General features: G+C 39.8%; 11 protein-coding genes. 10 read left to right on the forward strand and 1 reads right to left on the reverse strand.

Features of this window, described 5'->3' with window-relative positions; genetic code table 11:
* Nucleotides 1–8 precede the first annotated feature (8 nt).
* Genes G511_RS0120180 through G511_RS0120220 form a run of 9 tightly spaced genes read left to right on the forward strand, consistent with a single transcriptional unit; the run spans nt 9 to nt 11,600 of the window.
* Nucleotides 9–1,037 carry a FemAB family XrtA/PEP-CTERM system-associated protein gene (locus G511_RS0120180; RefSeq protein ID WP_036552551.1) on the forward strand — a complete coding sequence of 343 codons (1,029 nt, stop codon included), beginning with the start codon at nt 9–11 and terminating at the stop codon, nt 1,035–1,037.
* The gene (locus tag G511_RS0120185; protein ID WP_028471263.1) at nt 1,037–2,257 is read left to right on the forward strand and encodes a TIGR03087 family PEP-CTERM/XrtA system glycosyltransferase; all 1,221 of its coding nucleotides are present in this window, start codon (nt 1,037–1,039) and stop codon (nt 2,255–2,257) included. Before G511_RS0120180 ends, G511_RS0120185 begins: the two co-directional genes overlap by 1 nt.
* Nucleotides 2,254–3,819: an exosortase A gene (xrtA, locus tag G511_RS0120190; protein WP_084629177.1), complete on the forward strand. Its 1,566-nt coding sequence runs from the start codon at nt 2,254–2,256 to the stop codon at nt 3,817–3,819. The genes G511_RS0120185 and xrtA overlap by 4 nt, the downstream gene beginning before the upstream one ends.
* Nucleotides 3,816–4,961, forward strand: coding sequence for a TIGR03088 family PEP-CTERM/XrtA system glycosyltransferase (locus G511_RS0120195; RefSeq protein WP_028471265.1), 1,146 nt, complete (start codon nt 3,816–3,818; stop codon nt 4,959–4,961). The genes xrtA and G511_RS0120195 overlap by 4 nt, the downstream gene beginning before the upstream one ends.
* A gap of 50 nt (nt 4,962–5,011) precedes the next feature.
* Nucleotides 5,012–6,913, forward strand: a complete 1,902-nt coding sequence (locus G511_RS0120200) for an XrtA/PEP-CTERM system amidotransferase (protein ID WP_028471266.1) — start codon at nt 5,012–5,014, stop codon at nt 6,911–6,913.
* Between the two features lie 25 nt (nt 6,914–6,938).
* Nucleotides 6,939–8,147, forward strand: coding sequence for a TIGR04063 family PEP-CTERM/XrtA system glycosyltransferase (locus G511_RS0120205; protein ID WP_028471267.1), 1,209 nt, complete (start codon nt 6,939–6,941; stop codon nt 8,145–8,147).
* A complete protein-coding gene (locus tag G511_RS0120210) occupies nt 8,147–9,325 on the forward strand; it encodes a glycosyltransferase family 4 protein (protein WP_036552552.1) in 1,179 nt (392 codons plus the stop codon). Before G511_RS0120205 ends, G511_RS0120210 begins: the two co-directional genes overlap by 1 nt.
* Nucleotides 9,318–10,589 carry a putative O-glycosylation ligase, exosortase A system-associated gene (locus G511_RS23515; protein ID WP_036552553.1) on the forward strand — a complete coding sequence of 424 codons (1,272 nt, stop codon included), beginning with the start codon at nt 9,318–9,320 and terminating at the stop codon, nt 10,587–10,589. The genes G511_RS0120210 and G511_RS23515 overlap by 8 nt, the downstream gene beginning before the upstream one ends.
* A 42-nt stretch (nt 10,590–10,631) precedes the next feature.
* Nucleotides 10,632–11,600: a polysaccharide deacetylase family protein gene (locus G511_RS0120220; protein WP_051222278.1), complete on the forward strand. Its 969-nt coding sequence runs from the start codon at nt 10,632–10,634 to the stop codon at nt 11,598–11,600.
* A gap of 6 nt (nt 11,601–11,606) precedes the next feature.
* Here G511_RS0120220 and G511_RS23520 read toward each other — a convergent pair whose 3' ends face one another.
* Nucleotides 11,607–12,296, reverse strand: a complete 690-nt coding sequence (locus tag G511_RS23520) for a tetratricopeptide repeat protein (RefSeq protein WP_051222280.1) — start codon at nt 12,294–12,296, stop codon at nt 11,607–11,609.
* Between the two features lie 100 nt (nt 12,297–12,396).
* On the opposite strand from G511_RS23520, the gene G511_RS23525 reads away from it, so the two are divergent.
* The gene (locus tag G511_RS23525) at nt 12,397–13,698 is read left to right on the forward strand and encodes a 3-deoxy-D-manno-octulosonic acid transferase (RefSeq protein ID WP_051222281.1); all 1,302 of its coding nucleotides are present in this window, start codon (nt 12,397–12,399) and stop codon (nt 13,696–13,698) included.
* Nucleotide 13,699: the final 1 nt, after the last annotated feature.

Raw genomic sequence — 13,699 nt, forward strand, 5'->3', positions numbered from 1 at the left:
GAGTACCTATGAGTCTCGAGGTCTTGGCATTACAAAGCAAAGACATTGCAAAATGGGATGCATATGTTGAAAAAAGTGATCAGTCGACCTTTTTTCATCGGGCTGGCTGGAAAGAGGTCCTTGAAAAAGCATTTGGGCATAACACACACTTTCTATTTGCAGAAAGAGATGGCGTTGTCGAGGGAATTTTACCTCTAGCCCATGTTAAAAGTATGTTGTTTGGTAATAATTTAGTATCACTGCCTTTTTGTGTTTACGGGGGATTGGTTGCTGATAGCGACGAAGTAGCTAGTCGTTTAGTTGATGCAGCATCGAGTCTTGCAGATGATTTAAAAGTAGATGCACTAGAGTTACGAAATACGAGCCCTTCGGGACAAGATTGGCCGAGTAAAGCGCTTTACTATACGTTTCGCAAAGAGATTACAGGGGATAACGAAGCGAATATGCTGAGTATTCCTAGAAAGCGTCGAGCTATGATCCGTCAAGGTATTAAGGCGGGGTTATCAAGTGAGGCTGATGGTGGTTGGGAACGTGTTTATAATACTTATGCTGAAAGTGTTCGAAATCTAGGGACCCCTGTGTTTTCAGCAAAATACTTTCGTGTTCTTCGAGAGGTTTTTAAAGAGGACTGCAGAGTACTCATGATTACTCATGACGGCGAAGATGTTGCCGGCTTAATGAGCTTTTATTTTAAAGATCAAGTTTTACCTTATTATGCAGGCAGCTACGACTCAGCTAAGACTCATAAAGCGCATGACTTTATGTATTGGGAGTTAATGCGGCGTGCAAGTGACGAGGGTGTAAGGCTATTTGATTTTGGGCGGAGCAAAGAAGGAACGGGCCCTTTTCTATTTAAAAAAGGATGGGGCTTTGAGCCGGAGCTGTTGCACTATGAGTATTACCTTGTAAAGGCGACTTCTATTCCAGAAGTAAATCCGAATAACCCTAAGTATAAATTGTTCATTGATGCATGGAAAAAACTGCCTGTACCGATAGCAAATAAGCTCGGTCCTTTATTGTCAAGGAGCTTAGGTTAATGAAACCTGCGCTATTACTTTTATGTCACCGAATTCCGTATCCACCTAATAAAGGGGATAAAATTCGTGCATTTCATCTATTAAAGTTTTTAGCCAGTCACTATAGAGTCTACTTGGGTGCTTTTGTTGATGACCCAATGGATTGGCAATACGTCAAAGATGTCGAAGCTATTTGTGAAGACTGCAAATTTTTAGAATTAAATCCATTACGCGCAAAGCTTAAGTGCATGAAAGGTTTCATTACAGGTGAGGCGCTATCAGTGCCCTATTACCAAAGTAATGAATTGCAGAAATGGGTACGTTCTGTAGTCGCTGATCATGATATTACAAAGGCTATGGCAGTATCCTCAGTAATGGCGCAGTTTTTGAATGATCCCAAACTGAATTTAGATAAGAAAATAATTGATATTGTCGATATAGATTCAGATAAATGGTTACAGTACTCCAGTATGAAGTCCTGGCCTTTGAGTTGGGTGTATCGCAGAGAAGCTAAGACTTTATTGCAGTATGAAAAAGCTGCAGTGGAAAACTTTGATGCTAGCTTATTCGTATCGTCTCCTGAAGCCGAAATGTTTAAGAAAAAAATGCCAAGTGATGCTCATAAAGTTGGTTATTACAATAATGGTGTAGATAGCGAATACTTCTCTCCGTCTGATGATTACCCCCTTCCATATGAGCAAGATTCACTTCCAATCGTTTTTACAGGGGCGATGGATTATTGGCCCAATATTGATGCTGTTTGTTGGTTTGTAAGCGATGTGTTACCAGAAATCAGAAAGATAGATGCAAAATTTTGTTTTTATATAGTTGGCAGTAAGCCCAGTGACAAGGTTGTGCAGTTAGGGGCATTAGAAGGCGTTGTCGTTACGGGGCGCGTAGAAGATATTAGGCCTTATATTCATCATGCGTATGTCTGTATAGCCCCCATGAGAATAGCACGAGGTGTACAAAATAAAGTATTAGAAGCGATGTCTATGCAAAGGCCTGTTATCGTCAGTGATATGGGGCTTGAAGGAATTAATGCTCAGCATGGTATCGACGTACTGATTGCAAATACGGCAAAAGAGTATGTAAGTGTTACCAGCGCATTACTTGATAATAGTTACAATGATATTGGTATAGCTGCAAGGCGCACGGTTAAAAAAGATTTTAATTGGAGCGAGAGTCTCCCTATAGTAAGAGAGCTGCTAAATAAGGTTCAGCAGGAGAAGCACGTATGACAAGTGCCGCAAACGAGAATATGGCTATATCAACGCGCATGTCATGGCGTTACTTTTTTCCTATAGTCGTTGTTTACCTTCTATTACTAACGGTCTTTTTTTATGACACTGTTGAGTCAATGGTATCAATCTGGAGCCGCTCAGAAACATTTACACATGCTTTTTTAATACTTCCAATTTCTATTTGGTTGGTTTGGGAAAAGAGAGCTAACCTGAAAGTTATGTCTCCCGAACCTTCTTGGCAAGGTATGACAGTGCTCTTTGCTGTAGGTTTTCTCTGGCTTTTTGGCTACTTAGTTGATGCACTTGTAGTACAGCAGCTTGCGTGGGTTGCTGCATTTGTTGCAGGTGTGTGGGCGATACTTGGAAACAGAACGACATGGGTAATAGCGTTTCCGTTAGCATTTTTAATATTCATGGTTCCTTTCGGCGAAGATTTGGTTCCAGGGATGATGGAGTTTACAGCGGATTTTACGATCGGGTTGATACGATTGACAGGTATTCCGGTTTATAGAGAAGGGCTGTTTTTTACATTGCCTTCAGGAAACTGGTCGGTAGTTGAGGCTTGTAGTGGTATCAGGTATTTGATTGCTTCAGTTACTTTGGGGTGCTTGTATTCTTATTTGACCTATACCAGTGCTAAAAAGCGCTTTATATTCATTATTGTTTCGATTGTCGTTCCTATTATAGCTAATGGCCTTAGGGCATATATTATTGTCATGCTTGGGCATGTTAGTGATATGACTATTGCGACAGGCGTTGATCATTTAGTTTATGGTTGGGTATTTTTCGGTATTGTCATCTTTATAATGATTACCATTGGCGCTAGGTTTAGAGATGAGGTTGATAGCACTGTGCATATTGAACCCTCAATCTTTGCAAGTACTAAGCAATATGGTTTCCGTAAGGCTTTGCCGTTAGCTGTTCTCACTATTTGTCTAATTGGGGTATGGCCCGCTTTAGCATACGTGATAGATCAAAGTGAAGATTCTTCAGGCCAGTCTACAGAGATGCTACCTCTTGCTGGGGTTACTAATTGGAGTTCATCAGATCAAGCCGCCTGGGCTTGGCAGCCTTCAAACCGAGGGATAGAAAAGGTTGAACAGTTTTTTGAAAAAGACGGTTATAAAGTAGCTGTCTACTTACAGTATTTATTTCAGAAGCGAGATAACGTTGAGCTAATTAATTCGCAGAATACATTGCTTGACCCCGAGCAAAGTGAATGGCGAATTGTCGGAAATGATAGAAGACAGCTGATTCTTGCAGCTAGAACAATTGAAGTGAAAGAAACCTTGTTGAAAAGTGGAGATAAACAGCTATTGATTTGGTCATGGTACCGAATTGGTGAGCGTTACACTTCTAATAAGTATGTAGCGAAACTTCTTGAAGGATTCAATAGATTAACATTTGGTCGCCAAGATGAAGGCGAAATCATTGTAGCCATGGAATTTGATGAGAATACAGATTCTGCGGATCAAGTGGATGTACTGCAAAGCTTTGTAAAAGACTTGTTACCCAATGTAGAAAAATCTGTAGATAGCAAAGTGGCAAGCTCACAATGAGAACTAAAAATAAGCCGCCGCTAATCGTGCATATTATTTATGCTTTGGGGACCGGTGGATTAGAAAACGGTTTAGTTAACATTATTAATCGTATGCCACCTGAACGGTATAATCATGTCATTATTTGCTTAACGCATGCTACTGATTTCGCGAAACGGATAACGGCTCCAGATGTTAAAGTAATCGAACTGCATAAACGTGAAGGTCATGATTTAGGTGTTTATTGGCGACTGCAGAAACTATTATGGCAGCTTAAACCAGATCTAGTACATACTCGAAACCTTGCCGCTTTAGAGATGCACGCCCTAACTCTTTTGTTACCTGGCGTTAAGCGTGTCCATGGTGAGCATGGTAGAGATATCTATGATTTACATGGGCAGAATAAAAAATATAACCGTTTAAGAAAGGTTATGAGTTATGTGGTTCACCGCTATATAGCGGTCAGTCAAGATTTAGAAAATTGGCTTTTAACGACAGTAAACATTCCTCGTGAGAAAGTTGAGCAGTTATACAATGGTGTTGATTTAACACGCTTCAATCACCTCGACGATTCAGCGAAACAAAATGTGTTGCCACCTGAGTTTGCAAAAAACCATTTGATTATCGGTACTGTGGGGCGGGTTGCGGCTGTTAAAGATCAGCTCACGCTTTTAAAAGCGTTCGATATTCTTGTAAAAAGTGGCTCAGAACTATCGGATAAACTGAGATTAGTAATTGTCGGAGACGGTCCACTTTTCACTGCATTGAAAGAGCAGGTTCATGACTTAGGTTTAGACGAAAAAGTTTGGTTGGCAGGGGATAGAAAGGATATACCGGCCCTACTTAGGTCGATGGATGTGTTTGTATTACCGTCTTTAGGTGAAGGTATATCTAATACAGTATTAGAAGCGATGGCGACTGGCTTGCCCGTTGTAGCGACGCGGGTGGGCGGTAACCCAGAGCTTGTAGACGATCAGAATACAGGTGTATTAGTACCTGTAGGCAATAGTGAAGAGCTGGCGCGAGTTTTATTAGATATCGTCAACGACAAAGACAAATTATCCGCAATGGGTGCTGCTGGCTTAGCGAAAGTACAGAAGCAGTTTCATTGGGATATAACCGTAGCCAATTACTTAGCAGTTTATGATGAGTTGTTGAAGTAAATCAGCAGCAAGTCATTTAGAGCAAGAATAGAAAAGGATATTAGAAATCGATGTGTGGAATCGTTGGCGTTTTCGATTTAGCAGGTAAAAGAGAGTTCTCGCGTGAGCTTATTTCACGGATGAATGAAACCCAATTCCATCGCGGCCCGGATGAAGGCGGAATCCATATCGAGCCTGGAGTAGGTTTTGGGCATCGACGTTTATCTATTATTGACCTGTCTAGCGGCCAGCAACCTTTGTTTAACGAAGATGGTTCTGTAGTCGTTACGTACAACGGTGAAATCTATAATTTTCCTGAGCTTTCTGAAGAGTTAAAAGCTTGTGGGCATCAGTTCAAGACGCATTGCGATACTGAAGTGATTGTTCATGCTTGGGAAGAGTGGGGCGAAGCGTGTGTTGAGCGTTTTAGAGGGATGTTTGCATTTGCTATCTGGGATAGAAATCAGCAAACACTATTCTTGGCCCGAGATCGTTTGGGAATAAAGCCTTTATTTTATACAGCGTTGCCTGACGGCTCATTAGCTTTTAGTTCAGAGTTAAAGGCTCTCAAGACTCTTGATAACTTGCCTAGAGAAATAGACCCTACTTCTATAGAAGACTATTTTACGTTTGGTTATGTGCCTGAACCTAAAACAATTTTTAAAGACGTCTACAAACTTCGTCCTGGTTATACGCTGCTAATTAAGCATGGTTCGAGTGTTATTGAACCTAAGGAGTACTGGGATATACCTTTCACGCCCGTCGATTATGACTCTGAGGAAAGCTTAAAAGCAGAACTTATTGAACGCATGAGGAATGCGGTTGATGTGCGAATGGTTGCAGAAGTTCCATTAGGTGCTTTCTTATCTGGTGGCGTAGATTCTAGCGCAATTGTTGCCATGATGGCGCAGTTACAAGAAAAGCCAGTACACACTTGTGCTATAGGCTTTGATGTAAAGCAGTTTAACGAAACCGAGTTTGCCAAGCAGGTAGCTGATCAATATAAAACAGACCACTTTGAAGGGCTTGTTGGAAGTGATGATTTTGACCTGCTAGATACATTGGCTGACCTATATGATGAACCTTATGCGGATAGTTCGGCTATACCAACTTACCGTGTATGCCAACTTGCGAAAAAGCAGGTTACTGTCGCTTTATCTGGCGATGGTGGTGATGAAAACTTTGCCGGTTACCGTCGTTATCGCTGGCACATGAATGAAGAAAAACTAAGAGCTGCTATACCGTTGAGTGTCAGAAAGCCAATATTTGGCATGTTAGGTAAGCTTTACCCTAAAGCTGATTGGGCACCGCGAGTATTTAGAGCAAAAACGACGTTCCAAGGCTTGGCAAGAAGCTCGGTAGAAGCGTATTTGCATACTGTTTCGTTGTTATCAGAAGAGCAACGCGATCAGTTGTTTAGCGATAAGTTAAAAACCGCTCTAAAAGGCTATAAGTCGATAGAAGTCTTTAATGAGTATGTGGCTAAAGCACCTACACAGGATCCTTTGTCACTCATTCAATATCTAGATATGAAAACCTACCTCGTAGGCGACATTCTTACTAAGGTGGATCGAGCAAGTATGGCGCATGCCCTTGAGGTTCGAGTGCCACTATTAGATCATAAATTTATTGAGTGGGTCTCAGGCTTACCATCAAACCTCAAGTTAAAAGGGCAAGAAGGGAAGTACGCACTTAAAAAATCACTGGAGCCATACTTGCCTAATGATGTGCTGTATCGTGCCAAAATGGGGTTTGGAGTACCTCTTGCTAAGTGGTTCAGAGGGCCATTAAAAGAGAAGGTAAATGAAAGTTTGCTAGGCGATACCATACGCCAGAGTGGTCTTTTTAATATGGAGTTTATCGAACAAGTGATTAAACAGCATCAAAGTGGAGCACGAGACTACAGTGTGATTATTTGGACTTTGCTAATGTTTAACGCATTTCTTGAACGTGAACTCGATATTACGGCTTGATACAGATATAAGGGAAAGATAATACGTGAAAATTTTACACATTCTAGACCATTCTATTCCGCTGCACAGTGGTTATACGTTTCGCACTCGCTCAATTTTAAAGCAGCAGCGTGTCTTGGGGTGGGAAACAGTACATGTTACGTCTGGTAAGCACACGCTAGACTCTGCGCCTGTAGAAAGTGTAGAAGAGTTTTTATTTTATAGAACGCCTGCTAAGTCATCTGTTCTTGATAAGCTGCCATTACTTAATCAGTTATCAATTATTGATCAGCTAACAAAAAGAGTCTGTGAAGTAATTGAAGAAACGAAACCGGATATCCTGCATGCCCATTCTCCTGCGCTAACAGGTGTTGCTGCATTAAAAGCAGGGAAAAAGTACGGTATACCGGTAGTCTATGAGTGCCGAGGCTTTTGGGAAGATGCAGCCGTTGATCACGGCACTTGTAAAGAAGATGGTGTACGGTACAAGCTGACTAGAGCGCTAGAAACCTACGTATTTAAAAATGCTGATGCAGTGACAACGATATGTGAAGGCTTACGTAAAGATATTGTCGCCAGAGGTATTGGTAACGAAAAAATAACAGTGATTCCTAATGCTGTTGATATTGATAAATTTAGTGTGATAACCCACAGTGACCAGGCTTTAACAGAAAAGCTGCAGTTGCAGGGGAAAAAAGTTTTAGGGTTTATCGGCTCATTTTATGCTTATGAAGGACTGCTTCTTTTACTTGACTCTTTACCTGAGATGATAAGCAAAAATCCGGATATTCGTTTGTTGCTGGTAGGTGGTGGCCCACAAAATGACTTAATAGAAAGTAAAATTAAGTCATTAAATTTACAACAGTACGTAGTGACTACTGGACGTGTTCCGCACACAGAAGTGCAGTCTTACTATAGCTTGGTTGATATATTTATATATCCTCGCTTGGCAATGCGCTTAACGGAATTAGTAACACCGCTGAAGCCACTTGAAGCGATGGCTCAAGGGAAGCTAGTGGTTGCATCAGATGTCGGTGGCCATAAAGAATTGATTGATGATGGTAAAACGGGGCGTTTGTTTAAAGCAGGTGATAAAAAAGATCTTGCACGGGTTGTGCTTGAAGTGTTGGATCAGACTGATGATTGGGATTCCTTAAAACAGCAAGGACGAAAATATGTAGAAGAGCAACGGAATTGGCCTGTGAGTGTGGGTCAGTATGAACATGTGTACCCTAAAATTTGTAAAAACAGATAATGGTTAATTTACTCGTAGTGACGACACTATTCCCTAATAGTGTTCAGCACCGTCATGGTATTTTTGTAGAAACAAGATTGAAAAAAATTATGGAGACAGGGCAAGCTAATGCAGTTGTTGTTGCGCCTGTTCCTTGGTTTCCTATTAAAAGTAAATACTTCAGTCAATATTCACAGTATGTAGACATACCATCAAAAGAGCATAGAAATGGTGTAGACATATATCACCCGCGTTATTTGGTAATCCCCAAAGTTGGAATGCTGCTTACGCCATTTTTTTTAGCATTGGCTATTTTTCTTACTATCTTTAAGGTAAGAAAGCAGGGCTACGAATTTGATTTAATCGATGCTCATTATTTTTATCCCGATGGTGTTGCCGTTGCGATCGCTTCATATTTTTTGAAGTTGCCATTTGTTATTTCAGCTAGGGGATCAGACATAAACCTGATACCTAATTACTCATTACCAAGAAAAATGATTTTATGGGCCGCATCAAAAGCTCAAGCGTCTATTACAGTCTCTTCGGCACTAAAAGATAAAATGGTTACTTTGGGCGCTGAAGAAGAAAAAATACATGTTTTAAGAAATGGTGTTGATGATGTTTTGTTTTCGCCAAAAAATTATCAACAAATGCGCCACAATTATTCATTACAAAGAGCAACACTACTCAGTGTTGGGAATCTAACTGAGCTGAAAGGCCACGACCTAGTTATCAAAAGCTTATTAGCGCTCCCAGACTGTGAGCTTATCATTGTTGGTGGTGGGGAGTTGGATAAGCCGCTTAAAGAACTTGCTTACTCATTGGGTTTATCAGAGCGGGTTCGTTTTATGGGTACGCTAAAGCAGCCTGCGTTAGTTGAGTTGTACAGCGCTGCTGATTTGCTCGTACTGGCTTCTAGTCGTGAAGGTTGGGCTAACGTACTGTTAGAGGCAATGGCTTGTGGGGCTCCTGTTGCAGCAACAAATGTTGGCGGGACTCCTGAGCTGGTTAAATCTCCTGAAGCAGGAGTGTTAGTCAAAGAGCGCAACTCTTCCGGTTTGGTTAAGGCGATTAGTAAGGCTCTATCACTGAATATAGATAGAAACTTAACACGTGAATATGCAAAAAAATTCTCGTGGGATCAAACGGTAGAAAATCAAATTAACTTATACACAAAAATAGTGGACTCGCATGCGTGACCTTCTCATAACACTGATTGTATTTGGGAGTATTCCATTTATTTTGCGCAGACCCTATATCGGGATTCTTATGTGGTCATGGCTAAGCTATATGAACCCGCATAGGTTAGCTTATGGTTTTGCCTACGACATGCCATTTGCGCAGGTGATTGCCATCACCATCTTTATGGCATTTATATTTAATAAAGATAGGCAAAGCATACCTTTAAGCGGGACTGTCGTTGTTTGGGTTTTATTCTTGATATGGGCGTCTTTAACAACCTACTTTGCAATATATCCTGAGTTTGCAGCTGAACAATATATACGAATAATTAAGATACAAATATTTACTTTCTTAACCATGGCGCTGATTACTAACCAAGATAGAATTAATAAGCTGATTTGGGTTATTGCTCTTTCAATCGGTTTTTATAGTATTAAAGGTGGGTTATTCACGATAATGACTGGTGGTTCATTCCGTGTGTGGGGGCCCGCAGGCTCATTTATAGAAGATAATAATGAGTTAGCATTAGCTTGTTTAATGGTTATACCTCTTATGTATTATTTGATGGTTCAGTTGAATAATCGTTGGTTTAAGTATGCAATGGGTGGGGCTATTTTCCTGAGCTTGGCGTCTGTTATTGGTTCGCAATCCCGCGGAGCTCTCATTGCGATTGGGGCTGTATTAGGCTTTTATTGGCTTAAAACCAAAAGTAAATTTGTTTCAGCATTTGCTATTCTTTTTATTGTTGCCGCCGGCTGGAACTTCATGCCGGAGAGTTGGCATGAGAGGATGGATACAATAGGGAACTACGAAGAAGACGCATCAGCCATGGGGCGTATTAATGCTTGGATTTACAGCATTAATATAGCAAATGATCGACTGTTAGGGGGAGGGTTCAGCTCTTGGTCAACGAATACATATGCAGTTTATTCTCCTGATGCTGAGCTGGTAGTTGTTGCGCATAGTATCTATTTTAATGTGTTGGCAGATCATGGATGGGTCGGGCTTATCCTGTTTCTTTTAGTGTTGATGTTCACTTGGAATAATTTATCACGAGTTATTAAGCGTACTCGCGGTGATCCTGGCATGTCACAACAAAATCTCTTAGCAAGAATGTTGCAAATAAGCTTTATTGCCTATCTAACCGGTGGCGCATTTTTAAGTCTCTCGTATTTTGATTTGCCGTGGCATTTAGTTGCTATAACATTATTGATTAGCTCACAAATCAATTTGAAGAATGAGGCGCTACCAAAAACCAAATTTAAGAACTCTATGGTTTAGTTTTTCAATGGCTCTAGATATAACTCTCAGGTATTAAAGAAGATGAAACAGTGCATTTTAAAGGCCGCCAGCGTTACGTTGCCTTTAGTACTTAGAACAAAAGGTAAACAGCATTTATCAATACTGATTTATCACCGTGTGTTGCCTAAGTACGACTTTATGCGACCTTCAGAGCCAACAATAAAAGAATTTGATTGGCATATGTCGTTAGTTTCACGTTGCTTTACTCCACTCTCATTAGCCCGAGCTTTAGAGTTAATGGATAGAGGCGAGTTACCTGAAAATGCTATATGTGTCACTTTTGATGATGGTTATGCTGACAATGAAAGCTGTGCTCTACCCATCCTTAAAAAATGGAATATTCCAGCGACTGTATTTGTGGCTACGGGCTTTATAAATGGCGGTCGTATGTGGAATGACACGGTAGTGGAAACTATCAAGTGTGCTGGAGAGTATATTGATTTACGAAAAGTAGGCCTAGATGAATACACATTTAATGACTCCCAATCCAAAAGAATAGTCGCTCAAAAAATACTCACAAAAATTAAGCATAGAGAAGTTGAGCATAGAGCTGAGGCCGTTGATTTTATAGAATCTCTTGCAGAACAATTACTACCTAATGACCTTATGGCGACTGATCAGCAAATTTTAAATTTAGAAGCTGCGGGCGTTGAAATAGGTGGCCATACAGTTAATCATCCTATATTGGCAAAGCTTAATGATAGACACGCTCAGCAAGAAATTGTCGATGGGAAAAAACATCTCGAAACTATTATTGGCAAGAAATTAAGATATTTTGCTTATCCTAATGGGAAGTTGGGGGATGATTATTTGGAAAGTCAGGTCAGGATTGTAAAAGAGGCAGGGTTTGAAGCGGCTGTTTCGACTACGTGGGGTGTTTCCGCGCGCAATAGTGATCGCTTTCAGCTTGCGCGCTTTACACCCTGGGATAAAAGATCGGGTAAATTTTTACTAAGATTGCTTCTAAATCAGAAGAGTGTCAAATTGTAGTATGGATTACCACTTACCGGCTTTTTCCAATTTCCTCTTTAAGCCTTGTAAGGGGAATTTTTTCTTATATGCTTTCATTGCATATAGTTTTGCTTCTTCATAGCGCTCCATTTCTGTGTATAAAAGCCCTAAGTTATAATAAATGGCTGACTTGTCAGGAAGTATCTGATTCTCAGCTTTTTTATACTGGGTTAGGCTTTCGTCAAATTTGCCAATTTTATGAAGGAAAATTCCATAGAGCATATAAGTGGTTGCATCGCTAGATGAGAAACCTACTGCTCTTTGTAAGTAACACTCTACGGGACTCAGTTTTTTACTTTTGTAATTTTTTTCGCCGTAAAGTGTTCTCAAGGTGATCACTGTATTGAGAGCACGGTGATGATTTGGGAAAGCTCGAAGCGTGTAATCAATATCACCGTAAAGGTTGTATTTGACCTTGGCACCTTCCTGTAGCTTTTCCACCTTGTAGTTAAAGTGTGAGCCTTCTACTAGGATGAGTGCTTCTGCCTCAGCAGTTCTATCTCTTTGTGTATAGTCGTAAGGACCAAAAGCTTGTCTTTCGCCATAGCATGGAGCTCCCTCGAAGGTATAACCAACCCATGGAGCTGCAGGTCTAGCCTCTGCAGTAAAGGATGCGAGTAAACATGATATTAATAAGGGGGTTTTAGCGCTTAGTTTAGATTTTAAAAATAACATTGTTGTATGCTCCTACTTACATGCAGTGTTATCATAAACTTAAAGTAATCTTCAGGCAAATCAGTGCTTTTAGTAGTAAGAATATTACAGTGAGTTTATAGTGAAATTTATTGAAAAAACTAAAGAAATTATTAGCTGGTATGTTTATAAGATCATTTTGAAACTTATTTCATCTAGGAAAAAGAATGATTCTTCTGTTTCGAGCTTAACTAAGCTCGATGATTATTTTCGTAATGATACTGAAAGATTCGCATGGTTTTTTTGTTCTACTATAGGTGAGCTTAATGCTTGTTCACCATTTATTAATACGAAGTATGAATCAGAAAGAATAGTTATTATTACTGATCGTATATTTTATAAGCCATCTTTTTTGGCTAAATACCCAAAAGCAATAGTTTTGGATATTAATAATTCAGATGGTGAAATACATGAATATATAAAAAAATTTACACCTGATTATTTTTATATGTGTGAAATACCTTGTTCGCCAAATGATGCTCCATGTCGTTTTCCCTACGAGATACTAAAAGCTATTAAGGCTGCAGCATCGGGTATGTTTATAATTAACGGATGGTTGTATCAGTATGATCCATCGTGCATGCAGGATAAGATAGAACGACTGCTTTTTGATAAATCATATATTCGTATGTTTGATGGTATTACTGTACAAACTGTAGCCATTAAAGAACTTCTAATTAATAAAGGGGCAGATAGTAATAAAGTTGAAGTTACAGGGAATATGAAGTTTGATGCACCTGGTGATGATTTTTTAACTACACATGATGTAGTTAGTGTAGATTTAATATGTAAGCTAAAACAGTGTAAAAATGTAATCGTTGCAGGCTGTTTAATTAATGAAAATGAATACGAAAAAGTAATTAAGGCGTTTAGCGAGGTTCTGGAAGAAGTCCCTGAAGCTATGTTTGTTTTAGCTCCACGGCATCCGGAGAAAAAAGAGCAATTAGGTGCAATTGTTAGCTTGTTAGAGAAATACAAAATTAGCTATAACTTTAAGAGCTGGCTAAGTAATGCTTCGAGCTTTAATGGCAAAGTTTTAATTCTTGATACGCTGGGTGAATTAAGAAGTTTTTATTCGGCTGGGCGAGTATGCTACGTAGGAAGGGATCATAATGTTTTAGAGCCATTGTTTTTAGACAAGGAAGTGATTGTTCCCGATAATTGGCACACTAAATATCCTAGTTACCCTGTGTTTGAAACTGTGCTACGTAACGGGCTTATAACACTTCATACTGAAAATGAGTTGGGGCGTGAGTTTTTATTAAAACTTCAAGATAATTCGTTAAATAAAAAAGATTATAAAAACTCTCTTGAGGGACTCTCTGGTGCAACACAAAGAAATGAAGAGTTTATAAAAAAAATCAGAACTATGAATGGTTTATAAC

Origin of the sequence: Neptunomonas japonica DSM 18939 (assembly GCF_000422765.1) — a bacterium.
GTDB classification, from domain to species: Bacteria; Pseudomonadota; Gammaproteobacteria; order Pseudomonadales; family Balneatricaceae; genus Neptunomonas; species Neptunomonas japonica.